Raw genomic sequence first — 25,587 nt, 5'->3', positions numbered from 1 at the left:
CCTTTCATTTAAAATCCTCTTTTGTGTCCAACGCCTTGGTGACAAGATACACAGTTTAAAGCATTGTCTTGCTTGTGTGGATCTAGAGTAGGGTTGATGGTGTTACTCGCAATCTCTTTGTGACACTCTATACAGTTATTTTGCACTATTTCTTTACTTTTTGCATTTGCACTTAAATGTGTTGGTAGAGAATCTAGTTTGAAAGTAAATGCATAAGCATGTCCTAAACCACTTTGAGCTTTAGCAATCCATTTTTCAAAGAAACTATGTGGCAAATGGCAATCATTACAGGTTGCTCTTGGTTTACCATCAACTTCTTTGGAGTGTGAAGCTTTTAAATAGTCATTATAAACTTCGTTCATAATATGACAGTTGTTGCAGCTTTCACTAGCATCACTAAAATAAGAAGTTCCTTTAGCATTATGGAAAGTATACATTCCCACACCCGCTAAAATTACAAGTAAGAAGAGGAAAACAGCAAAAAGTTTTGAGTTTGCTTTTTTCAAAGTCTCTCCTTTGAATGAAGTTTAAGTTACAAGAACTTAAGGGTAATTATATAACACAATAGAGCCAAAAAGGTAAATAAAAATTTATTTTTTATTTGTTTTTCTTTAATTAAGATAAAATAAGTATTATTATTTTGTATATTTTATTTACTATTTTAGATATCAAATAAATTTAATAAAAGAAATACTAAAATATTAAAGAATATAAAATAAGGTAGGTGTTATGATGCAAATTCAACCATCGATGTATATTAATAGAGAGCTTTCTTGGTTGGCCTTTAACTCTCGTGTTTTAGATCAATGCTCCAAAGATCTTCCTTTACTTGAAAAGTTAAAATTTATTGCTATATATTGTACTAATTTAGATGAATTTTATATGATAAGAATTGCGGGTTTAAAACAGCTTTTTGTTGCAGGTATTAGTATTACAAGCAACGATGAGATGACTCCGCTTGCACAACTTAAGGCGATTAGAAATTATTTGCATGAAGAAAAATACGTAGTAGAGCAGTATTTTACCAAAATCACCCAAGAGCTAGAAAGAGAAAATTTATTTATTCGTTCTTATGAGGAACTTGATGAGGATTTAAAGCAACAATGCAAAGAGCATTTTTTTTCTAATATTTTTCCGGTTATTGTGCCTATTGCAGTTGATGCAACTCATCCTTTTCCGCATTTGAATAATCTTTCTTTTTCTTTGGCGGTGAAACTTTGTGATCCGATGCATCCTGAACTTTTGAAATTTGGCATGATCCGTATACCTAGGGTTTTGCCAAGATTTTATCAAGTGAGTTCTAATATTTATGTGCCTATAGAAAGTATAGTGCGTCATCACACAGAGCATATTTTTCCCGGTTATAAGCTTTTATCATCTGCTGCTTTTAGGGTTACTAGAAATGCAGATATGGAGATAGAAGAAGAAGAGGCTGATGATTTTATGTTGATTTTGGAGCAGGGGTTGAAGCTTCGTAGAAAAGGTGCTTTTATACGTTTGCAGATAGAAAAAGGCGCAGATGAGCAACTTATAGATTTTTTAAGTTCTCATATGAATATTTTTCATAAGGATATTTATGAATACAGCATACTTTTAAATTTGCCATCACTATGGCAAATCATCTCCAATAAAGAGTTTACTCATTTGTTAAGTCCAGTTTATACGCCAAAAATCTTACCACCTTTTGGAGACAATGTGTCTATTTTTAGTGCGATAGATAAACAAGATATTTTAGCTATACAGCCTTATGAGAGTTTTGAGCCTGTGTATCAGTTTATCAAAGAAGCAAGTAAAGATCCTAAGGTAGTTTCTATAAGAATGACACTTTATAGAGTGGAAAAAAACTCTAGCATTGTTCAAGCTTTGATTGATGCTGCAAGTGAAGGTAAGCAAGTTACTGTGATGGTGGAATTAAAGGCGCGCTTTGATGAAGAAAATAACTTGCACTGGGCAAAATCACTAGAAAATGCTGGTGCGCATGTGATATATGGGATTACAGGTTTTAAAGTTCATGCAAAAGTAGCGCAAGTGATTAGAAAAGAAGGGGATAAGTTAAAAATTTATAACCATCTTAGCACAGGAAATTATAACGCAAGTTCGGCAAAAATTTATACAGATGTGAGTTATTTTACTTCTAAGGAAGAATACTCACAAGATACGACAACTTTTTTTCATATCCTTTCAGGGTATAGCAAAAGTCGCCGTTTAAAAACTTTATCGATGAGTCCAAAGCAAATTAAAGAAAGAATTTTAGATATGATAGCTACAGAAGCAAGCTATGGTGAAAATGGAATGATTATAGCAAAAATGAATGCTTTGGTAGATGGGGAAGTGATTGAAGCTTTATATAATGCCTCTAATAAAGGTGTAAAAATAGAACTAATTGTGCGTGGAATTTGTTGCTTAAGACCTGGAGTTAAAGGTTATAGTGAAAATATAAAAGTTAGAAGTATAGTAGGAAAATACTTAGAGCATGCTAGAATTTTATACTTTAAACACACAGCGCCTAATTATTTCATTTCAAGTGCTGATTGGATGCCGAGAAATTTAGAAAGAAGATTGGAGCTAATGACTCCTATTTTTGATGAATATTCTCGTGCAAAATTGGCTCAAATTTTGAAATTACAATTAAGCGATAATGATCTTGCATATGAGTTAGATAGCGAAGGAAGATATCGTAAAATTATTTTAAATGAAGAAAAGGTTAATAATTCACAACAAACACTAGAAGAATATATCGGTAGAATTTTTAATACGCTGAAAAAAGATACCGATCACAGTAGGGCAGCACATTTAGCGACAAAGCTTTTTAGGGATAACTAATCCTTGCTTTTTAGCAAGGATTATTTCCAACCTTCTATATAATTTTTCAGTTTTCTACCAACTTTTGGATGTTTAAGTTTTTTGATCGCTGAGCTTTCTATTTGTCTTACTCTTTCTCTTGTAACATTCAACTCTTTGCCAATTTCTTCTAAGGTTCTATCGCTCTCATCATCCATCAAGCCAAAGCGCATTCTAATAACAGCTTTTTCTCTATCGTTAAGTTGGTCTAAAACTTCATCAATTTGTTCTTTTAAATCATCTTTTAAGATATGATCCATAGGAGAAATTGAAGTTCTATCTTCTACAAAATCTCCAAATTTGCCATCATCTTCATTGCTAATAGGTGCTTCAAGTGAAATTGGCTCTTTGGTGATTTTAATCACTTGTTTTACCTTATCCACGCTAAGACCTACTTCTTTAGCGATGATACTTACATCAGGCTCTTTACCTTCTTTTTGTAAATATTCGCGAATGATTTTATTGATTTGGTTGATAGTTTCTATCATATGAATAGGAATTCTAATTGTTCTTGCTTGATCAGCAATGGCTCTTGAAATGGCTTGTCTAATCCACCAAGTTGCATAAGTTGAAAACTTATATCCACGTTTGTATTCAAATTTATCCACCGCTTTCATTAGGCCTATATTGCCTTCTTGGATTAGATCTAAAAACGGTAAACCGCGGTTAGTATATCTTTTGGCAATACTTACAACCAAACGTAAATTTGATTTAGCCATTCTTGTTTTAGCTTCATCTGAGATTTTTTTACCACGTTTGATTTGTTCTAGAATTTCTTTTAGTTGATCTTTTTCCAAATCAAAAGAATTTTGACTAGCTTCTTTGGTTTGGATTAATTTTTTGATTTCCATATAAGTGCTAACCATGGTTGTTTCTAAGGCACGTTCAGCGATTTCTTCTTTGCTAAGCTTAGTAATATCTTTTAAAATATCTTGGTGTCTTTGTTTAAGTTCATCTGAAAACATCGGTAAACGATACTCTAGACGTTTTAATTCTTTGTCAAATTCTTCATCGCTTTTTAATGCAGTTTCCATGGATTTTACGATCTCAGAAATGAGTTTTGAAGTAGGACCTAGATCCATTAATTTTTCTTTTAGTATATTTTTCTTAAAGGCGATGATTAGTTTATCTAGCAACTCATCGTTGTTTTTTTCTGCATTAATGGTAGAAATAGTTTTGAGCCACTCTTTTTTTGCTTTTTCTAGAGCTTTAAAACTTTCTATAACTTTTAAAGTTCTCTCATCTTCTTTTTTGCTAGTTTTTTTGGGTTTTTTTTCGTTTGAATTTTCACCTTCTTCGTGTTCGCCATCATCTTCATGATCTACTTCATCATCGCTTTTATCATCATCGCTTTTATCATCATCTTCAAAACTTTTAAAAAGTTCTTTAACTCTTCTTTCTCTATTGATTAAAGGTTCTTTGTAATCTAAAATAAAATCAATCAAATAAGGCACTGAGCAAAATGCATCAATGATAATATCTTCACCTAGTTCAATTTTTTTAGAAATTTCAATTTCTTCGTCTTTATTTAAAAGAGCAATTTGTCCCATTTCTCTTAAATACATTCTTACAGGAGAGTCTGATCTGCTCCATTCTAACAAATCATTCTCATTGGCTAAATCAAATTCGTTTTCTAAGCTTGTATCTTGTAGTTTTTGTTTTTCTTCTTGTAGTTTTTTTGCTTCTTCTAAATTTCTTTTTTTGGCAATTTCTGCTGAGGAAATTAGTTCTACTTTGTATTTTTCCATTAAATCACGGATTTTTTTAGCACTTGTTGCATTAGGAAGTTTGGCAAAATACTTGACAAGTTTTTCATATGTGATATAATCTTTTGAATTTTCTTTAAAAAGTTCTTCTAAAACATTAGTTTCAGTAGCCATGAGTACTCCTTGTATTTTAGATAATGAGTATAAAACTAAATATTATGCCTAAAAATTAATTAAAAACAAATAAAAACATTTTGGAACACCTTTTGCTTTGTTTTGGTACAAAAATAAAGATTTTAGATAGGAAAAACAATGCAAAATGGTTATTATCAAGCTACTGGTGCTATGGTTACGCAATTTAATCGCTTAGATGTGGTAACTAATAACTTAGCAAATGTTAACACAAGTGGTTATAAAAGAGATAATGTTGTTATTGCAGATTTTAAAAGGATTTTTAAAGAAACTCAAGATGAGTTGCCTATAGAAAATCACACAAGAGATGCTGCAAGGTTTGTTAATACAACTATAGATAGAGTGCCGCAAATTAATCATGTTTACACTAATTTTAGTGTGGGTTCTATGAAAATGACACACAATCCTTTAGATTTGGCTCTTACTCGTGAAGACACTTTTTATTTAATCAAAACCAATAATGGCGAGGTAAGATTAAGCCAAGATGGTAATTTTCAACTAGATGATGAAGGATATTTGGTAAATCGTCAAGGTTATAGAGTCTTAAGTAGCGATTATTTTAATAATCCTGAAAATGATGGTATACGCGTGGGTGATTCTACTTCTTTTATTAATGTAGATAAAAATGGAATGATAAGTGCTTCTAATCAAAACATCGCAAGATTATTTATAGCGCAGGTTGATGATTTAAGAGATTTGCAAAAAGATGGCGATAATATGTATAAAATTGATAATTTAAATAAAATTAGAGATTTGCCTAATTCTAGTGCTGTAAAGCAAGGTTTTACCCAAGGTTCAAATGTTAATCCTGTTACAGAAATGGTAGGATTAATAGAGGCAAATAGAATGGTTGAGATGTATCAAAAAGTTATGACATCTCATATGGATGATTTAAACCAAGAAGCTATTAATAAGCTAGCAAGTACTAAATAAAACTAAGGATAGATAAAATGTTAAGATCATTATATACAGCAGCGTCAGGGATGGTATCGCAACAAACACAAATTGATGTTACATCAAACAATATTTCAAATGTTAACACAGTGGGTTATAAAAAATCTCGTGCAGAATTTGCAGATTTGATGTATCAAACAATGAAATACGCAGGTACTTCAACTTCAAGCACCACTAAACATCCAAGTGGTATTGAAGTAGGTCTTGGATCAAGAGTAACGGCGATAAGTAAAATTTTTAGCGAAGGTAGTTTAAAACAAACTTCAACTTCAGGACTTGATATGGCGATTGCGGGTAATAATGGCTTTTTTCAAATTCAAATGCCAGATGGGACAATCGCTTATACAAGAAATGGACAATTTACCAAAGATGCTGAAGGAAATATTGTAAATTCAGATGGTTATAGACTTTTACCAGAAATGACTATACCTGAAGATGCTATCGCAATCAATGTTGCAAGCGATGGGACGGTTTCTGTAATGCAACCAGGTAATACCGCTGAAACTCAAATAGGACAAATTGAACTTGTGAATTTTATCAATCCAGCAGGCTTGCACGCATTAGGAGATAACCTTTTAGTAGAAACTGATGCAAGTGGTGCACCTATAGCGGGGATCGCAGGTGAAAATGGTTTTTCTATGATTAAGCATGGATTTGTTGAACTTAGTAACGTACAGCTTGTAGAGGAAATGACTGATCTTATTACAGGTCAAAGAGCCTATGAAGCAGGTTCTAAAGCAATCACAACAAGTGATGATATGCTTGGTATAGTAAATCAATTAAAACGCTAGGATTAACTAGCGTTTTATAATATGCAAATAATCTTATAAAAATACTAAAAAACTCCTAATTTTAAATAATTATAAAATATTCTCTTCCATATTTTAAATTTACCGTAAATATAGTAATATTGTGAAGATGTGTTTAAACACGTCAAATAAACAATAACGAGGGTTACAATGAACAGAAGGGACTTCATTAAAAATACCGCTATTGCTAGTGCTTGTGGTGTTGCGGGTCTTAGTGTTCCAAGTAGTGTACTTGCAAATACTGAGAATAAATGGCGTTGGGATAAAGCCGTTTGTAGATTTTGTGGTACAGGCTGTGGAATTTTAGTTGCAAGTTTAGATGGTAAAATCGTTGCCGTAAAAGGCGATCCAGCAGCTCCGGTAAATCGTGGATTAAATTGTATTAAAGGTTATTTTAATGCAAAAATCATGTATGGAGAAGACCGTTTAGTTACACCTTTACTTCGTGTTAATGCTAAGGGTGAATTCGACAAAAAAGGAAAATTCCAACAAGTTTCTTGGCAAAGGGCCTTTGATGAAATGGAAAAACAATTCAAAAATGCCTATAAAGAAAAAGGAACTGAGGGTATTGGAATTTTTGCAAGCGGCCAATATACCATACAAGAAGGATATGCTGCAGCTAAACTTGTAAAAGCTGGTTTTAGATCAAATAATATAGACCCAAATGCACGTCACTGTATGGCTAGTGCTGTTGTTGGTTTTATGCAAACTTTTGGAGTAGATGAACCTTCTGGATGTTATGATGATATAGAACTTACTGATACTATCATTACTTGGGGTGCAAATATGGCAGAAATGCATCCGATTTTGTGGTCAAGGGTAAGTGATAGAAAATTAAGCAATTTAGATCAAGTTAAAATTGTAAATTTATCTACTTTCTCTAATAGAACTTCTCATATTGCTGATACAGAGATTATTTTTAAACCAAATACGGATTTGGCTATTTGGAATTATATTGCTAGAGAAATTGTTTATAACCACCCTGAGGCAATGGATAAAGAATTTATCGAAAAACATTGTATTTTTACCACAGGTTATGCTGATATTGGTTATGGAATGAGAAATAATCCAAACCATCCTAAATTTAAAGCAAGTGAAAAAGATACAGTTGCAAAGCAAAACGCAATTGTTTTAGATGAAGAAGAAGCAATTTCTTTGGCTTATTTGGGAGTAAAAGCAGGTGATAAATTTGAAATGAAACACCAAGGTGCTCCTGATGCGCATTGGGAAATTTCTTTTGAAGATTTTAAGAAAGCTTTGGAGCCTTATACGCTTGATTATGTTGCAAAAGTTGCTAAGGGAAATGAAGATGAAAGCATAGAAGATTTCAAGAAAAAACTTCAAGAATTAGCTAATCTTTATATAGAAAAAAATAGAAAAGTTGTAAGTTTTTGGACTATGGGCTTTAACCAACACACAAGAGGTACTTGGGTGAATGAGCAAGCTTATATGGTGCATTTTTTACTTGGTAAACAAGCTAAGCCAGGTAATGGAGCATTTTCGCTGACAGGACAGCCAAGTGCTTGTGGAACAGCAAGAGAAGTTGGGACTTTTTCACACCGTTTACCTGCTGATATGGTGGTGGCAAACCCTAAACATAGAGCTATTAGTGAAAAAATTTGGAAAGTACCTGCAAAAACGATCAATCCAAAACCAGGTGCACCGTATTTGAAGATCATGAGAGATTTAGAAGATGGAAATATCAAATTTGCTTGGGTGCAAGTAAACAATCCTTGGCAAAATACAGCTAATGCAAACCACTGGATAGCAGCAGCAAGAGAAATGGATAATTTTATTGTTGTGAGTGATTGTTACCCAGGAATTAGTGCTAAAGTGGCTGATTTGATTTTACCAAGTGCAATGATTTATGAAAAATGGGGAGCTTATGGTAATGCTGAAAGAAGAACCCAGCATTGGAAGCAACAAGTATTACCTGTAGGTGAGGCTATGAGTGATACTTGGCAAATTATGGAATTTGCAAAACGCTTTAAACTAAAAGAAGTTTGGGGTGAAACTAAGGTAAATGATAAGCTTACTTTACCAAGCGTTTTGGAAGAAGCAAAAGCTATGGGTTATAGCGAAGATGATACTTTATTTGATGTGTTATTTGCAAATAAAGAAGCAAAAACTTTTAAAGCTAAGGATAATATCGCTAAAGGTTTTGATAATTCTGAAGTTTTAGGTGATGAGAGAAAAGTCATAGGTAGCGATGGTAAAGAATTTAACGGCTATGGGTTTTTTGTGCAAAAGTATTTATGGGAAGAATATCGCAAATTTGGTTTAGGTCATGGACATGATTTAGCTGATTTTGACACTTATCATAAAGTAAGAGGCTTAAGATGGCCTGTGGTTAATGGTAAAGAAACTCAATGGAGATTTAATACTAAATTTGACTATTACGCTAAAAAAGCTGCTCCAAATTCAGATTTTGCATTTTATGGAGATTTTGCAAAAGAACTACCAAAAGGAGACTTGCTAGCTCCGCAAACTAAAGAAAAATACAGCTTAAAAAATAAAGTAAAAATTTTCTTTAGACCATTCATGAAAGCACCTGAAAGACCAAGCAAAGAGTATCCATTCTGGTTGTCTACTGGTAGGGTTTTAGAGCACTGGCATAGTGGAACAATGACTATGAGAGTTCCTGAGCTTTTCCGTGCAGTTCCTGAAGCGCTTTGTTATATGAATGAAGATGATGCTAAAGCAATGCATATTAACCAAGGTGATATTGTATGGGTAGAATCTCGCCGTGGCAAAGTAAAAGCAAGAGTAGATTTTCGTGGTAGAAATAAGCCTTCTAAAGGTCTTGTTTATGTACCTTGGTTTGATGAGAATGTGTATATTAATAAAGTTACACTAGATGCAACTTGTCCATTGTCTAATCAAACAGATTTTAAAAAGTGTGCCGTAAAAATTACCAAAGCATAAAATAATGAATAAAAGAAGAGAATTTTTAGCCTTTACATTGAAGCTTTTGTGCATAGGAAGCGGTAGTGCTTTTTTAGTAAGTTTAGCACTGAGTTCCAATCAGGAGTATTTTTTAAGACCACCTGGTGCTGATGATGAAAAAGAATTTTTGTCAAAATGCATACGATGTGGACTTTGTGTGAGGGTTTGTCCTTATGATGTTTTAAAATTAGCTACAATGCAAGATAGTGCAAAAAAAGGAACACCTTTTTTTGTAGCTAGAGAAAATCCTTGCAGGTTGTGTGAAGATATCCCTTGTATAAAAGATTGTCCAACAAATGCTTTAGATCATAAGTATTTAGAGCAAAAAGATGGAATTTATAAAACAAAAATAGGTATAGCTATTATTGATAGCGCAAGCTGCGTGGCGTATTGGGGGATACAATGTGATGCTTGTTATAGAGCTTGTCCTTTGATTGATAAGGCAATTAAGCTTGAAACAAAGCGTAATGAAAGAACCGCAAAGCATGCATTTTTACTACCTGTGGTAGATCATGAAGTGTGTGTGGGTTGTGGAATTTGTGAAAAAGCTTGTATTACTCAAAAGCCAGCCATTAGAGTTTTGCCTAGGGAATTTGTTTTAGGAAAAGCTGGGGATAATTATATTAAAGGTTGGGATGAAAAAGATGAAAAGCGTTTACAAGATGTAAATACTGAAAAAAAATTCAACCAAAATAAGGCTAGAGATTATCTTAATGATGGAGAATTGCTATGAAGTATCTTATTTTAAGGAGAATGGTGCAGTTTTCTATTTTAGTATTGTTTTCTTTTAGTATGTTTGATTTTGTATTAAAAGGAAATTTAAGCTCTTCGGTGCTGTTTTCTTCTGTGCCGCTAAGTGATCCTTTTGCTTATATTCAACTTGTTTTGGCAAGTTTACAAGTGGATTTGATAGCTTTAAGTGGAGCTTTGATAGTGTTTTTATTTTATGCTATTTTTGCAGGAAGAGCTTTTTGTGCTTGGGTGTGTCCAGTTAATATCATCACAGATTTTGCTTATTATATAAGGGTGAAGTTAAGATTTAATCAAACTAAGATCTTTAATGTTCATAAAAATTTACGTTATTATGTGATGGGTTTTGTTTTGATTTTTTCTTTTCTTTTTTCCTATCCTGTTTTTGAGGAATTTTCTTACATAGGAGTCATTCAAAGAGGGTTGATTTTTGGCGGCATTTCTTGGCTTTTTATAGCTTTGATAATCTTTTGTATTGATGCGTTTTTTAGTCCAAGATTTATTTGTTCACATTTTTGCCCTTTAGGGGCTTTTTGGGCTTTAAGTTCGCGTTTTTCACTGTTAAAAATCAAATATAACCTCCAAAAATGCACTCAATGCTACAAATGTCTTGGGGTATGCCCTGAAAAACAAGTACTTTGGATGATAGGTAAAGAAAATCAAAATGTAAAATCAGGAGAATGCATTAGATGTGGAAAATGTGTTGATGTTTGTGAGGATGATGCTTTAGGTTTTAGTATTATAAATTTAAGGAGAGAAAATGAAAAATAAGATCTTTTTATCCTTAGCAGCAGCTGTTTTAATAAGCGCTTGTGGATTTGCTGTTAAAAGTGTGGATTCAAAGGATATAGGTTTAAGAAAAACAAGTTTAGAAAGTGAAAATGTAGAATTGTTAGATGTAAAGTATTCTCAAGCTTTAGCAGGAGAATCTGTTTTGATCGAAAGATCATTTGAAAATGCTCCGCCATTGATTCCGCACACTTTAGAAGATATGCTTCCGATTGTAAAAGATAATAATATTTGTCTAAGCTGCCATGATAAGGCTATTGCTAAAGATGTGGGTGCTACAGCGCTTCCAAGTAGTCATTATTTTGACTTGAGAAAAAATAAGTCAACTAAGGATATGGTTAGTGAGGCAAGATTTAATTGTACTCAGTGTCATGTTCCACAAAGTGATGCAAAACCTTTGGTTGGAAATAATTTTGAGGCGAAATTTAAAAACGAAGAACTTAAAAGAAAGTCAAATTTCTTAGAAGTCTTAAACGAAGGCGTGAAATAACACAATGAAAAAAATATTTTTAATCTTGTTGATAAGTATTTGGGTGTTTGGCTATGAGCTTAAACTCCCTGCTAATGTAAATGCTTTAAAACTAGTTGGCAGTGATTTGCTTATAGGGCTTGATAATGCAGAGCTGTATTGGTATTTTACGCAAAATAAAAAATTGCAAAAAATCACCCAACTAGACAAGATTAAAAATTTTTATGAAGAAAATCTCAGCCCTAGAATTTACAGTGTTGATTACTTAAATGGGGCTGTTTTGATTTTATGTGAAGGAAGTTTTGGGGGTAAAAGACTTTATATTTACAAAGACAAGCAACTTGTAAGCTATGACTTACATAGCGATGGGGTTAAAAAAGCTTTGTTTTTAGATGATGATACTATTTTGTTAGCCTTGTTAGGTTCTAACATAGAGCTTTTTGATCTAAAAACAAAAAAAATAGCAAAGAATTTTGTTTTTTCTAATTCAAGTTTGAGTGATGTGGTTTTAAATGAAACAAAAACACAGCTAGTGGCGGGTTTTGAAAGCGGTGAAATCATTCTTTTTGATGTAAAAAATTGGCAGAAAATAAAAAGCTATAAAAATGCTCACAAGGATAATATCTACCAATTAGATTATAAAAATCAAATTATTACAAGTTGTAGCACTGATAGAAAATTAGCAATCATCAAAAATAATCAAGAAAAAAGCATAGAAAGAGACTTTTTGATTTACACTTGTGCCCTAAGTAAAGATGGTGCTGTCGCAGCTTTTGGTGATAATGAAAAAAACATCATAGAGCTTATAGATGTTCATAATTTAAAAACTATAAAACAATTTCAAAATCAAGATTTTCTGCTAGAATATCTGATATTTTTAAATAAGCATGAATTTATCAGTGCGGGTTATGAAAATAAAATTATTTTTTGGAGTATAGATGAATCTTTCTAGTGTTTTGATTTTAAGCAAAGAAGAAAAAATCAGCAAGTTAAAAGAACAAATTCAAAATATACCTTGTTGTAGTGTGGAATTAATTGAAGAAGAAAAAATCATCGTGGTGATTGAGAGTGAAAATTTAGAAGATGAGTTGAAAGCTTATAAGCAATTAGAGCAGCTTGATGGTGTGGTGAGTATCAATATGGTTTTTTCGTACCAAGATTTAGATGAAGAAAGAGAAAAAATTTTAAAGTCAAATTTTAAATCTGATGCTTTTGATGAGAATTTAAAAAAAGATGATATAGAATACTATGGCAACATTTTTAGAAAGTATTAATTATGGTTTTTTTAATTCCTTTGATTTTTATAATTTCATCTATTTTTGTCGTAGATTATTTGTATTTTTCTGAAGAAAATGAGGCGATAAAAACTCAAAAACAAGTAGAACAAAAAGACACAGAACAAGATAAGCAAAAATATCTTGAAAATATTTTAAAACAAAAATAACAATGCATCATCAAATCATATATAAAAAATTCTTTTGGATTAATATTTTAGTAGTAGTTGCCTTGGCTTTAAATTTAAGAGCTCCTATAACTTCCATAGGACCTATGATAGGGCATATTCAAGAATATTATCAGATCAATTCTACTTTAGCGGGTATGCTTACTACTTTACCTTTAATAGCTTTTGGTCTTATTTCTTTTTTTGTGGCATATTTTTCACAGATTAAAGCTTTATTTTTTGCCTTGCTTTTGATTGTTTTTGGTGAAGCGCTTAGAAGTTATGGTGCTAATATAGGTTTGTTTTTGGGTGTGTTTTTTATAGGAGGCGGGATAGCGATTGCAAATGTATTGTTACCTTCTTTTGTGAAAGAAAAATTTCCTAAAAATACTTATAAAATAATGGGCCTATATGGTTCAATTATTGGGTTATCTTCTATTGCAGGTGTGGCATTGTCGCTACCCTTACTTAAAATTTTTGATGTGCCACAAGCTATGTTTATTTGGGTGATTTTGGCGTTGATGGCTTTGTTTTTTTATCTTCCGCATTTAAAAAACAAAAGATTATTGCGAGCTAAAAGAAAAAATATAAATCGCTTTAATATCTTTTTAAACAAAACAGCATGGAAAGTAACTGTAGTAATGGGCCTACAAAGCTTTTTATCTTATAGCTTGTTTGCTTGGCTTAGTGTGATGATTAGTGAAAAGGGGTTTGGGATTGATTTTGGTTCGAATGTTTTATTGCTATCGCAAATCATCGGTATGCCTGTGGCTTTTTTGTTACCTCTTGTTTTGGGTAGACTTAGAAATCGCGCTAAAAGCATTGTGATTGTGACACTGGGTTTTTTATATGTTTTAAGTTTTATGATGATTTTTGTATGCCATACCAAGGCAATGTTGTTTTTAGCAGCAATTTTTTTAGGTTTTGCCTCTAGTGGGGTTTTTACGATTTCTTTATTGTTTATTGCTATTAAAAGTTCCAATTCTGCTATCGCAGCTAAGCTTTCAGCTATGTCGCAAGGAGTAGGGTATTTAATCGCTGCTCAATCACCTTGGGTGGTTGGGATATTGCATGATCATTTTAAAAATTTTACCTTTGGTTTTTTAATGTTGATAGTTGTAGCGATAATTTTAAATATTTTTGTGTTTTTAGCATATAAGGCCCCTGTGATCAAATAAAGATTAAAAATAAATTAAAGCCTTTTTTGTTAGAATTTTTAAGATTTTATTTTTGTGAGTTTATAATGCGATATACAGTTACAGAGGCTTCTATTTATGAAGCACAAGGCTTAAAAGATGAGGCCTTGGAAATTTATAAAAATATTTTAAAGCAAGATCCGCAAAATAAAAATGCCATAGATGCAATAAGGCGTTTAAGTGGTTTGCGTTCAAATCATGAAGATTTAAATTATGATATGCTTGATTTTTTTGTTAATATGAAAAGTGAAGAAGAAATTAATGAATTTAAAAGGTGGTTGATAAAGCTATGAATATTGAAGATTTAGCAAAAATGGCTATAAGTGAGGTTAATTCAGAACTTGATAATTCGAAAAAACAAAGTAATGAATTTGCTCCTATGGTTGAAGAACTTACACAAGAAAAAAGTATAAACCCACAAGAAAAAAAGATCAAAGAAGAAATTAGCAAGGTAACACAAGAATTAATTCAAGAATTAGATGATTTAGAAGTAAAAGTTAAAGAAGAAAAGCAAGCTGCGGCGATTAAGATCGAGGTTTTAGAAGAAAAAGAAGAAAGTATTATTAATAATGAAGAATTTTTTTTGAAAAATCTTAGAGAGCGTATTTTGGTTTTGTTTGAAGGTTTAAAAAATACCAAAGATGAGCATGTAGAAAAAAGACTAGATATTACGATTACTTTTTTAGAGTTTTTACTTGCAAAGATTGAAGATAGACTTAAAAAATGATCAAGATTTTTTAAGGATTAAAAATATACTCAAACCTTACACACAAAGAGCTTATTTAGTAGGTGGTTGTGTAAGGAATTCTTTTTTAGATTTATCAAGTGATGATTATGATATAGAAATTTATGACATTCAGCCTGAACTTTTTGATACACTTATGCAAAAACTTGGAGCAAATGGAGTAGGGAAGAGTTTTTTTGTATATAAGTATAAAAAATTTGACCTAGCTTTGGCACGTTATGAAAATAAAATTTCACAAGGACATAAGGGTTTTGAAGTTAAAGTTTGCAATGATGAACAAGAAGGAGCTAAGAGGAGAGATTTTACCATTAACGCTATGATGGTAAATATCTTTAGCTTTGAATTTTTAGATTTCTTTAATGGTTTAAAAGATTTGCAAGCAAAAACAATCAGACATATTCATGATCAAAGTTTTATAGAAGATAGCTTAAGAGTACTTCGTGGAATTGCTTTTGCGTGTAGGTTTGATTTAAAGATTGCAAGTGAAAGTTTGAGTTTAATGCAAACTATGGACATTAATGATCTTTCAAGAGAACGCATTAACAATGAATTGTATAAAATTTTTAAAACCACACGGTTGAATAAGGCCTATGAATATTTTAAAATTCTAAATTTAGAAGAAAAAATCTTTTTTTATCAAAGCTTTGATATGGAATTTCAAAAGCTTTTAGAACAAAGTCAAAAATTGATTCAAGATGAGGCTTTGTATTTGTATTTGTATTTAAATTTTTTTCATATAGATAAAAATGATTTTTTTAAAAAAACCAAGCTAAAAAAAGATCTTTTGAAAAAATGTGAGCAAGATTTTATGCTAGGAAAAATTGATGATTTTGATCTGGCTAAAGTTGCTTTAAAAATACCCCTTTGCAAGTGGCTTGGACTTTGGAGTAAAGAGCGTATCTTGCAAGCTAAAAAATTAAAACTATATGAACAAGCTTTTATAAGCAAGGTAAAGTCAGAAGATTTGTTAAGGGAAGGCTTTAGCGGAAAAGAGCTTGGGAGTGAGCTTGAAAAAAGAAGATTGCAAGAGTTAAAAAACTATATCAAGGAGCAAGAATGAATGAATATATTTTAAAAATTTCAAGTAGTGATGAAAAAGGTTTGATTTATAGAATTTCAGATGTCATTTTCAAATATCGAATTAATATCGTAAAAAATGATGAATTTGTTGGGGAAAATCGTTTTTTCTTTAGAGCGCATTTAGAAGGAGAGCTTGATGTAAAAGCATTCAAAGGAACACTTGAAGCGATGCTTCCTGATGATGCACATATAGAAATAACCTTAAAAAGAAAAAAAGATATTGTTGTTTTAGCTACTAAAGAAACGCATTGTCTAGGTGAGTTGTTGATCCGTCAATTTAGTGGTGAATTTAATGCAAATATCAAAGCAGTGATTGCAAATTATGATGTGTTAAAGCCTTTGGTGGATAAATTTAACCTTCCTTTTCATGCGGTTTTAGCACAAGATTTAAGTAGGCAAGAGCATGAAGAGAAGATGTTAGAATGTTTAAGTCAATATGAGTTTGATTATATTGTTTTAGCAAAGTACATGAGGATATTATCTCCATCTTTTGTGGAACGTTTTGAAGGAAGGATTATTAATATACATCATTCTTTTTTACCTGCTTTTATTGGTGCAAATCCTTATAAGCAAGCTTATGAGAGAGGGGTTAAAATCATTGGTGCAACTGCACATTTTGTTAATAACAACCTTGATGAGGGGCCAATTATTACCCAAGATGTTATACCTGTAACACATGAGTATTCTTGGCAAGCTATGCAGCAAGCTGGTCGCAATGTAGAGAAAAATGTATTTTCTAAAGCGTTGGATTTGGTGTTTGATGATAGAATTTTCATTTATGAAAATAAAACTATTGTCTTTTAAATTTTGATGCCATTTGGCATCAAAATTTAGCAAGAATAGCAGGTTTTAAACTCATAAGCAGTTGGTCTAGCTTCTACAGGCCAAACTTGAGTTTCAAATTTCATATGTTGATAATCATCAATAAAAATATCACTCATCACAGGTTTTAAGAAGGCATTTTTTCTAATGAGTGCCTCTAAAGAGCCTCTTAAAGTATGAGGTAGTTGCTCGATCCCTTTTTCTCTAATTTCATCTAAAGTAAGTGCGAATAAATTCTCATCCATTGGGCCCACTGGTATGGTTTTGTTTTTGATACCATCAAGCCCTGCCATCAATAAGCTTGTAAAAGCTAGGTAAGGATTAGAAGTGCTATCAGGAAATCTTATTTCAACCCTTGCACTTTTTTCATTGATGCCATAAGGCACGCGACAACTTGCAGAACGGTTTTGGCAAGAGTAAGTTAATATACAAGGTGCTTCAAAACCCGGAACTATTCTTTTGTAAGAATTTGAACTAGGATTAGTAAAGGCTGCCACGCTTCTAGCATTAGCTAAAATTCCTCCGATGTAGTTAATCGCACATTCGCTTAGTTTTCCATAGCCATCTTTATCGTAAAATAAATTCACTCCATCTTTCCATAAACTCATATGCACGTGCATACCGCTTCCATTATCCCCATAAAGTGGTTTTGGCATGAAGGTTGCTGTTTTTCCGTTTAAATGTGCTACCATTTTTACTACATATTTATAAATTTGTACATTATCAGCTGCTTCAACTAAATTTCCAAATTCTACGCCGATTTCAGCTTGTCCTTGTGCTACTTCATGGTGGTGAACAAAGGTTTTTAAACCCACTCTTTCTAAAACTTGCACCATCTCAGATCTAATATCCACACTTGAGTCAATAGGGCTAACTGGAAAATACCCACCTTTATTTCTTGGGCGGTGTCCACTGTTGTAGCTATCAGTAAAGTCTTTATTGTCGTTCCATTCGCCTTCTTCGGTGTCAACTTCGTATTTTGCACAATGAGAAGAATCGACGATTTTAACATTGTCAAAAATAAAAAATTCATTTTCAGGGCCAAAAAATGCCGCATCAGCGATATTGCTAGAACTTAAATGTTGCATGGCTTTTTTGGCTATACTTCTTGGGCATTTTTCATACATTTGTTCTTTATAGATATCATAAACATCACAAATAACTATAATAGTAGGATCAGCTGTGAAAGGATCTAAAAAAGCGCTTTCAACATCAGGTTTTAAGATCATATCAGATTTTTCTATAGGTTGCCAGCCGTGTAAAGAACTTGCGTCAAAAGGTATTCCGTTTTCAAATGTTTTATCATCAATCGCTTTTATATTATAAGTAATATGATGCCAAGTTCCTATCATATCGGTAAACCTAAAATCAACAAACATTACTTCATGTTCTTGGCAATAACTAAAAAACTCATCGATATTATTTACAAACTTACCCATTTTTTCTCCTTTTTAATAGGTTTTTTGAATTTATTTTTTAAGATTGTAGTATCTTTTTTTTAAATTAAGTTTAAATTAATATATTTTTTTTAGTCAATTGTAAAAAAAATAATAAATTAAACAAAAAAACAGATTTATTCTAAAAATTTAATGTTGATTTATATTTTTTTATAATATAATCCTACATTAGTTTTTATTATTAAAAAGGTGTAGAAATGACTCAAGAAGAATTAGATGCTTTAATGAATAGCGCTGAAGATTTAGATCTTGATTCTGTCGAAGAAAGCGCAGAAGCAAAACCTGAAACAGACTATGAAGATGAAGAAAAAAACAAACAAATAGTTAGTGATATGATTAATGGTGATTATAAAGCAAGAGCGGATATGGCATGGCCACCACCACCACCAAGCAAAGAACATAAAGTTGTACATCAGCTTGATGATGTGACAAGAGATAGCGAAATCAAAGCAACTGAAATGATGGAAAAACTAGAAGCTATCAATGATTTTTTTGCAAATTCAGAAAATCAACTTTGTGTGATTAGTGATGCTTTAAATAAAAATATAGAAATTTTTGAAAAATTAAATACAAAATTTCCTAATGTAGCTAGCTTTAAAGAAGCTATTGACACTAATAATGACGCTAAAAATATTATCGATGAGATAACAGGTTGTTTACAAACTGGACAAGATGAGGTTATGATGGCAATGGATGCAATGCAATATCAAGATATTCATCGTCAAAAAATTGAGCGTGTTATCAATGTAATGAGAGCTTTAAGTAGATATATGAGCAGTCTATTTGAAGGTAAAATTGATGATGAAAAACGTGTTGGTTCTGCTGTTCACATTGAAGGGGATACAACAAGCGATGTTGTAAGTAATGATGATATCGAGGCCTTGATTGCTAGTTTAGGAAAAAAATGATTGTTCCTGAAATAGTTTCTCCAGCAGGTAATTTTGCAAAATTAAAAATAGCATTGGCTTATGGAGCTGATGCTGTTTATGCGGGTGTGAGTAATTTTTCACTTCGAGCAAGAACCGCAAGAGATTTTAACTACGAAACTTTCAAAGAAGCCATTGATTATACGCATTCTAAAGGAAAAAAAATCTATGTTACGATTAATGGTTTTCATTTTAGTTCGCAAATTGAAGGTCTAAAAAGACATATATTAAAACTAAAAGAAATGAAACCTGATGCTTTTATAGTAGCTTCAGTAGGTGCGATGCGTTTGGTTAAGGAGCTTGCACCTGAAATCAATCTACATGTGTCAACTCAAGCAAATATTTTGAATTATCTTGATGCGCAAGTTTATAAAGACATGGGTGCAAAGCGTGTTGTTATCGCAAGGGAATTGGGCTTAAAAGATGCAAAAGATCTTAGAAATAATTGCGATATTGAGCTTGAAAGTTTTGTGCATGGTTCGATGTGTTTTGCTTATTCGGGTAGATGTTTAATAAGCTCAGTGCAAAGCGGACGTATGAGTAACCGTGGATCTTGTGCAAATGACTGTCGTTTTAACTATGAATTGTATGCAAAAAATCCAGAAACCAATACGCTTTTTAGATTAGAAGAAGATGAAAATGGTACACATGTGTTTAATTCCAAAGATCTAAATTTAAGTTCATATATTCAAAAAATTATGCAAGAAAACTGTATTCATGCTTTTAAGATTGAAGGAAGGACAAAAAGCGAGTACTATGCTGCTTTAACCACAAGAACTTATAAAATGGCAGTAGAGGATGTATTGCAAAACACTTTCGATGCAAGCAAATATGAAAAAGAAATTCATACTTTAAAACATAGAGGCTTTACAGATGGATATTTGGTTTCAAGAGCTTATGAAAAAACTGATTCAATTAACCATAATACAAGCATAGAAGAAGGTACGCATCAAGTGCATGCTATTAGCGAGGATGGGGAATTTTTCAAGTGCAAAGGTAAAATAGAGCTAGGAAAAGAATACGAAATTTTAGCACCAATCCACTCTCATATAGAATTAGGAGAAAATAAGCTAGGGGTGATTTATGAAAACGAAGGAAAGAAATTTATCGTATTTAAACAATTGCTAGCTAAAAATAATAAAGAATTTGATGTAATTCACAGTGGTAATGAAAATGAAATTGCTTTGCCGTTTAAACTTCCAGAATTTAGTTTTTTAAGAAGGGGTGTTGAATGAAATTTGTTTCTATATTAATGGGAAGTAAAAGCGATTATGATATCGTAAAAGAAGCTTTGGGTGTCTTAGAAAAATTTGGCGTGAAATATGAAGTTTTAATTACTTCTGCTCATAGAAGCCCTCAAAGAACACAAGAATATATCAAAAATGCTGAAGAAAAAGGTGCGAAAGTCTTTATCGCAGCAGCGGGTATGGCGGCGCATTTGGCTGGAGCTGTGGCAGCTCATACAACAAAACCTGTTTTAGGTATACCTATGCCAGGAAGCAACCTAGCAAGCATGGATTCTTTGTTTTCTACAGTTCAAATGCCAAGTGGGATTCCAGTTGCAACTTTAGCTATAGGTAAAGCAGGTGCGATGAATGCAGCTTATTTGGCGGTTCAAATTTTAGCTATTGAAGATGAGAGTTTAGCTCAAAAACTATTAGAAGATAGAAAAAAACAACAAGAAAAACTTATTCAAGATTCAAATGCGATTGAAGTTTTTCTTTAAGGAGAGCGTATGCAAACTTACTTGGAATTAAAAGAATTTTGTCAATTGGTGCATTTATCTGAAGATGTAGTAAAAGGAATGATGGCAAATGGAGCTTTAAATTTCAAAGAAGAAGAGGGCAAAATTTACATTGAAGCAAATCAAGGTACTTTTAGTGTTGTGCCGATGAGTTCAAAGCAACCAGCTATGGTAAATTCTATGACTTTAGCAGGGGAAAGTTTTGTTGAAAAAACCATAGGAACTATTTTAAATCTACATGAAAAAGTACTTGATGCTAAAGATGAAACCTTAGAAGCCTTAAAGGGTGAAAATAAATTTTTAAAAGACGCGCTTTATTCTATGCAAGAACTTTATGATGAAGATAGAAAAACTATAGAAAATCTCAACGAGCAACTTAAGTATGCTCGTAATGAAGTAGAATTTCTAAAAAGAAAATATAAAATGATGTGGAATAAAACAGTAGAGCTATATGCAAACTCATCTGAAAAGCCAGAGGAATTAAAGGAAGAAAAATGACTTTTTCTCAAATGATATTAAATTTACAAGAATTTTGGCAAAAGCAAGGTTGTGCTATTATGCAACCGTATGATTTTCCCGCGGGAGCAGGGACTTTTCACCCTGCAACTTTTTTAAGAAGCTTAGGTAAAAAACCGTGGGCTGCAGCTTATGTTGCGCCAAGTAGAAGACCAACAGATGGAAGATATGGAGAAAATCCTAATCGTTTGGGCGCTTATTATCAATTTCAAGTGTTAATGAAGCCAAGTCCTGATAATATCCAAGAATTATATTTAAAAAGCTTGGAAAATTTAGGTTTTGACTTAAAATCTCACGATATTCGTTTTGTAGAAGATAATTGGGAGAGTCCAAGTTTAGGTGCTTGGGGTTTAGGCTGGGAAGTTTGGCTTGATGGCATGGAAGTGACACAATTTACATATTTTCAACAAGTTGGGGGTATTAGTGTTGATTTAGTTAGTGCTGAAATTACCTATGGCTTAGAAAGACTTGCAATGTATTTGCAAGATGTGGATAATGTATATGATATCATTTGGAATGAATTTAATGGTGAAAAAATCACCTATAAAGATGTTCATAAGCAAGGTGAGTTTGAGTTTAGTAAATACAATTTTGAAATAAGTGATGTAAAAACTTTAAACATTCAGTTTGAAAATGCTTACAATGAGTGTAAAAATGCTTTAGAGGCAAAACTTGCTTTACCTGCGTATGATTATTGTATGCTCGCAGCTCACACTTTTAATCTACTTGATGCAAGAGGGGCTATTTCTGTTACTCAAAGACAAGATTTTATGTTAAAAATTAGAGAATTATCTAAAAATTGTGCCTTGATATATAAAGAAAGTTTAGATGAAAATTAAAGAAATTTATGAGTATTTAGATACGATTAGTCCGTTTTATACGCAAAGTGTATGGGATAATAGTGGCTTATTGCTTGGAGATTTTGAGCAAGAGGTGAGCAAGGTTTATCTCGCACTTGATGTGGATATTGATTTAGTGGAAAATGCTAGTGAGAATTCTTTATTTATAGTACATCACCCTTTGATTTTTAAGGGTTTAAAGCATTTAAGTGGAGTACTATATCCACAAAAACTCCTTACAAAAATGATACAAAAAAACATTGCTTTGATCGCAATGCATACAAATTTTGATTTGAGTCATTTAAATGCTTATTTTACAAGTGAAATTTTAGGCTTTAAGATTAAAGAACAAAATGAATTTTTGATTTACTGTGATGTGGATTTTCAGTTTGAAGAATTAATTCAGCATATTAAAAAATGCTTGAAGTTAGATCATATTAGAGTTGTAAATGCCCATCAAAAACAAATCAAAAGCTTGGCTATTTGTACAGGTAGTGGGGGAGATTTGATCTCTAGTGTTAAAGCTGATTGTTTTTTAAGTGGTGATTTTAAATACCATCAAGCCTTAGAAAGCTATCATAACAAGCTAAGTTTGATCGATATAGGACACTATGAAAGCGAATTGTGTTTTAGTGAAATTTTGGCAAAAGATTTGCAAAAATTTCATTTAGAAGTTATAATATCAGTTTCAAAAAATCCATTTCAATATTTTTAAGGACAATTTCAATGAATAAATATCTAGAACAACTTACAGTTTTATCGCAAATTGATAAAGAACTAGACAGCTTTGTAGATAAAGTAGAAGATGCAACAAAAGAACTTAAAGAAAAGCGTGCTTTGCTGGATAAAACAGAAGAAGAAATCGCTACTTACGAAAGAGATATTAAAGATATAGAAGCTCAAAAAGTTCAAAACAATAACCATATTGCTGAATTTGGTGTAAAGATTAAAGAAATAGCAAAAAAAAGTGCTGCAGTTAAAACCGAAAAAGAAGCAAATGCTTTAAAAATCGAAGAGGATATTGCAAAAGAACAATTAGATGCGGCCAATGAAGAAATTGAAAGATTAGATAAAATTTTAGAAAATAAAGAGAAATTTAAAGAAGAATTACAAGTTAAAAGAACTGAACTTGAAAATGAAGTGGATCAAATTGACGCACAAACTAAAGCTGTTTTAGTGGATATTGAAAAAGAAAGACTAGAAATTTATGATAAAAAAACAAAACTTGTAGGCGAAATCAATCAAAAAGTTTTAACTTTTTATGAAAAAATTAGAAAATGGGCTGGAAATACTGCAGTAGTTCCTGTGAAAAAACATGCATGTTATGGTTGTTTTATGAGAATTTATGATAAAACATACTTAGCAGTATTAAAAGGCGATGAAATTGTTACATGTCCACATTGTGGAAGAATTTTATATAAAGAAAAAGAAGAAAATCAAAATTGATTTTTTTTTATTATATTTTTGCCGCGTTGGTGTATTTACTCGCGGCACCTTTTTTGTTGATTTTAAGTTTTTATAAGGAAAAATACAAAAAGTCTTTAAAGTCAAGATTTTTTCTTTATAAAAACTTAAGACAATCTCAAAGTGATTTATACTTTCATGCATGTTCTTTTGGTGAGATCAAAAGCATTATGCCTTTGGCTCAAAATTTTCAAGACTATAGTATCTCAACGATTACACAAACAGGATTTGAAGAAGCATTAAAACATACCAAAAAGGTTAATTTTTTTCCATTTGAAATTTTTGTACCTTTTTGGATGAGGCCTTGTAAGGTTTTGGTGATTTTTGAAGCAGAACTTTGGTTTATGCTTGTATTTATGGCTAAATTTTATAATGCCAAGGTTATTTTACTCAATGCTAGAATTAGTGATAAATCTTTTCGAAATTACAAACGTTTCGCATTTTTTTATCGTTTGGTTTTTAAGTATATTGATGTGGTTTTTGCACAAAGTCAAAAAGATAAAGAAAGACTAGGACAATTAGGAGCTAGTAATGTGATAGCTTATAGAAATATTAAAGCAAACATAGCTCAAAAAAAACTAAAAAATTACACTAAAACTAAAACTAGAGTGATTATTTTGGCAAGTACACATGAAAACGAAGAAAGTTTATTGCTTGAAAAGATTAAGCTTGCTGATAATGATCAGTTGATTGTTGCACCAAGACACCCTGAGCGTTTTGGAGAAGTTGAAAGTATTTTAAAGAGTTTTTGTCAAAAAAATGACTATAATATGCAAAGATTTTCAGATTTAGATTTAAAACAAGGTGATTTTGCGCAAGCTTTTAATGCAAAATGCTTGTTGCTTGATGTTTTAGGAGAACTTGAAAATTTATATCAAGTTAGCGATATAGTTTTTTTATGTGGTTCTTTTGTGGATAATATAGGCGGACATAATCCCATAGAAGCTGCTAGGTGGAATAATGTGATTATTTCAGGAAAATATTATTTTAATCAAGAAAGTTTATACCAAGAAGTAGATGATTTGTATATTTGTGAAGATATAGATCAAATAAATGGTTTTTTACAACAACAACTTAAAATATCATCGCTAAAAAAACAAGGCGATTTAAATGAAGTTATATTAAGTATAAAAGAAGGTCTCGATGCAAGAAAAAGCATATAAATTACTTGCAATGCAAGAAAAAATTTCCAACAACGCTGCGAAGGAGTTAATCGACAAAGGTTGTGTGTTTGCTATGGGTAGAAAAGTAGTTATAGCTAGAGCTTTGATGAGTTCAAGAACAAGATTTGTCGTTCAAAAGATCAAAAAAGCAAAAGTATTGTTTGAAGATGATAAAATCATTGCATTAAATAAACCTTATGGAGAAATTAGCGAAAACTTAGAGAATGTTTTTGGCGCAAAACTTATTAACCGACTTGATAAAGAAACAAGTGGAGTTTTGCTTTTGAGTAAAGATGAAGAGTTTAGGCTTAAATGTATTCAAGAGTATAAAAAGCAAAATGTATATAAAAGTTATTTGGCTATTGTTGATGGCGTTATTGCCGAAGAACTTGAAATTTGTGAAAAGATTTCTACGGTTAAAAACAAAGGTGGTGCTTTTAGTAAAGTGGATAAATTTGGCCTAGAAGCACATACGCAAGTCATTCCTTTAATGGTGAATGCTAAAAAAACTCTCATTAAAGCGATGATTAAAACAGGCAGAACACACCAAATTAGAGTACATCTAAACCATATCAAACATGGTATCATAGGTGATGAAAAATACGCCAAAATTAGCTCTTCAAGAATGTATTTGCATTCTTATGAAACTCATCTTTTTGATTATCAGTTTAAGGCATTATTAGATGAAAGTTTTAATGCTTATGGTTTTGAAATAAAAAATTTAAATTTTTAAAGGCG

27 protein-coding genes are annotated in these 25,587 nt (G+C 31.8%); 24 read left to right on the top strand and 3 right to left on the bottom strand.

Annotation, left to right across the window (positions count from 1 at the left end; translation table 11 throughout):
• Positions 1-8 precede the first annotated feature (8 nt).
• Entirely contained in the window at positions 9-506 is a 498-nt protein-coding gene (nrfH, locus tag A0083_RS05355) for a cytochrome c nitrite reductase small subunit (protein WP_120760400.1), read from the bottom strand.
• A gap of 226 nt (positions 507-732) precedes the next feature.
• Between nrfH and A0083_RS05350 the strand changes: the two genes are divergently transcribed.
• Positions 733-2,823 (top strand): RNA degradosome polyphosphate kinase, encoded by a 2,091-nt coding sequence (locus A0083_RS05350; RefSeq protein WP_197554569.1) that lies wholly within the window; start codon positions 733-735, stop codon positions 2,821-2,823.
• A gap of 20 nt (positions 2,824-2,843) precedes the next feature.
• On the opposite strand, the gene rpoD is transcribed toward A0083_RS05350, so the two are convergent.
• Positions 2,844-4,721 carry an RNA polymerase sigma factor RpoD gene (gene rpoD / locus A0083_RS05345; protein ID WP_120760398.1) on the bottom strand — a complete coding sequence of 626 codons (1,878 nt, stop codon included), beginning with the start codon at positions 4,719-4,721 and terminating at the stop codon, positions 2,844-2,846.
• A 138-nt stretch (positions 4,722-4,859) separates the two neighbouring features.
• On the opposite strand from rpoD, the gene A0083_RS05340 reads away from it, so the two are divergent.
• The 14 genes from A0083_RS05340 (at position 4,860) to purU (ending at position 16,722) form a co-directional block, all read left to right on the top strand.
• Positions 4,860-5,672: a flagellar hook-basal body protein gene (locus tag A0083_RS05340; protein WP_039664213.1), complete on the top strand. Its 813-nt coding sequence runs from the start codon at positions 4,860-4,862 to the stop codon at positions 5,670-5,672.
• Between the two features lie 17 nt (positions 5,673-5,689).
• A complete protein-coding gene (gene flgG, locus A0083_RS05335) occupies positions 5,690-6,484 on the top strand; it encodes a flagellar basal-body rod protein FlgG (protein ID WP_120760397.1) in 795 nt (264 codons plus the stop codon).
• Positions 6,485-6,652: 168 nt separating this feature from the next.
• Complete coding sequence (gene napA, locus A0083_RS05330; RefSeq protein WP_197552638.1) at positions 6,653-9,427, top strand: periplasmic nitrate reductase subunit alpha; 2,775 nt, start codon at positions 6,653-6,655, stop codon at positions 9,425-9,427.
• A gap of 4 nt (positions 9,428-9,431) precedes the next feature.
• The gene (gene napG / locus A0083_RS05325; protein ID WP_197552636.1) at positions 9,432-10,181 is read left to right on the top strand and encodes a ferredoxin-type protein NapG; all 750 of its coding nucleotides are present in this window, start codon (positions 9,432-9,434) and stop codon (positions 10,179-10,181) included.
• Positions 10,178-10,969 carry a quinol dehydrogenase ferredoxin subunit NapH gene (napH, locus tag A0083_RS05320; protein WP_197552634.1) on the top strand — a complete coding sequence of 264 codons (792 nt, stop codon included), beginning with the start codon at positions 10,178-10,180 and terminating at the stop codon, positions 10,967-10,969. Before napG ends, napH begins: the two co-directional genes overlap by 4 nt.
• The gene (locus A0083_RS05315) at positions 10,959-11,477 is read left to right on the top strand and encodes a periplasmic nitrate reductase, small subunit, cytochrome c550 protein (RefSeq protein WP_039664208.1); all 519 of its coding nucleotides are present in this window, start codon (positions 10,959-10,961) and stop codon (positions 11,475-11,477) included. Before napH ends, A0083_RS05315 begins: the two co-directional genes overlap by 11 nt.
• A 4-nt stretch (positions 11,478-11,481) precedes the next feature.
• A complete protein-coding gene (locus A0083_RS05310; protein WP_197552632.1) occupies positions 11,482-12,408 on the top strand; it encodes a WD40 repeat domain-containing protein in 927 nt (308 codons plus the stop codon).
• Positions 12,395-12,730 carry a chaperone NapD gene (locus A0083_RS05305; RefSeq protein WP_197552630.1) on the top strand — a complete coding sequence of 112 codons (336 nt, stop codon included), beginning with the start codon at positions 12,395-12,397 and terminating at the stop codon, positions 12,728-12,730. Before A0083_RS05310 ends, A0083_RS05305 begins: the two co-directional genes overlap by 14 nt.
• A 2-nt stretch (positions 12,731-12,732) precedes the next feature.
• Positions 12,733-12,900: a hypothetical protein gene (locus tag A0083_RS05300; RefSeq protein WP_172586670.1), complete on the top strand. Its 168-nt coding sequence runs from the start codon at positions 12,733-12,735 to the stop codon at positions 12,898-12,900.
• Positions 12,901-12,902: 2 nt separating this feature from the next.
• On the top strand, positions 12,903-14,075 hold the full coding sequence (locus A0083_RS05295) for an MFS transporter (protein ID WP_197552628.1): 1,173 nt from the start codon (positions 12,903-12,905) through the stop codon (positions 14,073-14,075).
• 62 nt (positions 14,076-14,137) lie between these two features.
• Entirely contained in the window at positions 14,138-14,386 is a 249-nt protein-coding gene (locus tag A0083_RS05290) for a hypothetical protein (RefSeq protein WP_087691144.1), read from the top strand.
• The gene (gene ciaD / locus A0083_RS05285) at positions 14,383-14,820 is read left to right on the top strand and encodes an effector protein CiaD (protein ID WP_043019966.1); all 438 of its coding nucleotides are present in this window, start codon (positions 14,383-14,385) and stop codon (positions 14,818-14,820) included. The genes A0083_RS05290 and ciaD overlap by 4 nt, the downstream gene beginning before the upstream one ends.
• Positions 14,789-15,898 carry a CCA tRNA nucleotidyltransferase gene (locus A0083_RS05280; protein ID WP_197552626.1) on the top strand — a complete coding sequence of 370 codons (1,110 nt, stop codon included), beginning with the start codon at positions 14,789-14,791 and terminating at the stop codon, positions 15,896-15,898. The genes ciaD and A0083_RS05280 overlap by 32 nt, the downstream gene beginning before the upstream one ends.
• Positions 15,895-16,722 (top strand): formyltetrahydrofolate deformylase, encoded by an 828-nt coding sequence (purU, locus tag A0083_RS05275; RefSeq protein WP_120760386.1) that lies wholly within the window; start codon positions 15,895-15,897, stop codon positions 16,720-16,722. The genes A0083_RS05280 and purU overlap by 4 nt, the downstream gene beginning before the upstream one ends.
• A gap of 26 nt (positions 16,723-16,748) precedes the next feature.
• Here purU and glnA read toward each other — a convergent pair whose 3' ends face one another.
• Positions 16,749-18,179, bottom strand: coding sequence for a type I glutamate--ammonia ligase (gene glnA / locus A0083_RS05270; protein WP_197552624.1), 1,431 nt, complete (start codon positions 18,177-18,179; stop codon positions 16,749-16,751).
• Between the two features lie 215 nt (positions 18,180-18,394).
• On the opposite strand from glnA, the gene A0083_RS05265 reads away from it, so the two are divergent.
• The 9 genes from A0083_RS05265 to A0083_RS05225 are packed head-to-tail and all read left to right on the top strand — an operon-like array spanning position 18,395 to position 25,582.
• Positions 18,395-19,105 carry a chemotaxis protein gene (locus A0083_RS05265; RefSeq protein WP_120760383.1) on the top strand — a complete coding sequence of 237 codons (711 nt, stop codon included), beginning with the start codon at positions 18,395-18,397 and terminating at the stop codon, positions 19,103-19,105.
• Positions 19,102-20,358 carry a peptidase U32 family protein gene (locus A0083_RS05260; RefSeq protein WP_197552622.1) on the top strand — a complete coding sequence of 419 codons (1,257 nt, stop codon included), beginning with the start codon at positions 19,102-19,104 and terminating at the stop codon, positions 20,356-20,358. Before A0083_RS05265 ends, A0083_RS05260 begins: the two co-directional genes overlap by 4 nt.
• Positions 20,355-20,849 (top strand): 5-(carboxyamino)imidazole ribonucleotide mutase, encoded by a 495-nt coding sequence (gene purE, locus A0083_RS05255; protein ID WP_120760379.1) that lies wholly within the window; start codon positions 20,355-20,357, stop codon positions 20,847-20,849. The genes A0083_RS05260 and purE overlap by 4 nt, the downstream gene beginning before the upstream one ends.
• Positions 20,850-20,858: 9 nt before the next feature.
• Complete coding sequence (locus tag A0083_RS05250) at positions 20,859-21,365, top strand: DUF3972 domain-containing protein (RefSeq protein ID WP_120760378.1); 507 nt, start codon at positions 20,859-20,861, stop codon at positions 21,363-21,365.
• A complete protein-coding gene (glyQ, locus tag A0083_RS05245) occupies positions 21,362-22,222 on the top strand; it encodes a glycine--tRNA ligase subunit alpha (RefSeq protein ID WP_197552620.1) in 861 nt (286 codons plus the stop codon). The genes A0083_RS05250 and glyQ overlap by 4 nt, the downstream gene beginning before the upstream one ends.
• Entirely contained in the window at positions 22,212-22,937 is a 726-nt protein-coding gene (locus tag A0083_RS05240) for a Nif3-like dinuclear metal center hexameric protein (protein WP_197552618.1), read from the top strand. The genes glyQ and A0083_RS05240 overlap by 11 nt, the downstream gene beginning before the upstream one ends.
• Positions 22,938-22,948: 11 nt before the next feature.
• Complete coding sequence (locus A0083_RS05235) at positions 22,949-23,668, top strand: zinc ribbon domain-containing protein (protein ID WP_120760372.1); 720 nt, start codon at positions 22,949-22,951, stop codon at positions 23,666-23,668.
• Positions 23,665-24,849: a lipid IV(A) 3-deoxy-D-manno-octulosonic acid transferase gene (waaA, locus tag A0083_RS05230; protein ID WP_197552616.1), complete on the top strand. Its 1,185-nt coding sequence runs from the start codon at positions 23,665-23,667 to the stop codon at positions 24,847-24,849. The genes A0083_RS05235 and waaA overlap by 4 nt, the downstream gene beginning before the upstream one ends.
• Positions 24,830-25,582 carry a pseudouridine synthase family protein gene (locus tag A0083_RS05225; RefSeq protein ID WP_120760369.1) on the top strand — a complete coding sequence of 251 codons (753 nt, stop codon included), beginning with the start codon at positions 24,830-24,832 and terminating at the stop codon, positions 25,580-25,582. Before waaA ends, A0083_RS05225 begins: the two co-directional genes overlap by 20 nt.
• The last annotated feature ends 5 nt before the right edge of the window (positions 25,583-25,587 follow it).

This window comes from Campylobacter sp. 2014D-0216 (genome assembly GCF_014931215.1).
Taxonomy (GTDB): Bacteria; Campylobacterota; Campylobacteria; order Campylobacterales; family Campylobacteraceae; genus Campylobacter_D.
The sequence above is the reverse complement of the archived record's forward strand: the minus strand, read 5'-3'. Positions and strand labels throughout refer to the sequence as shown.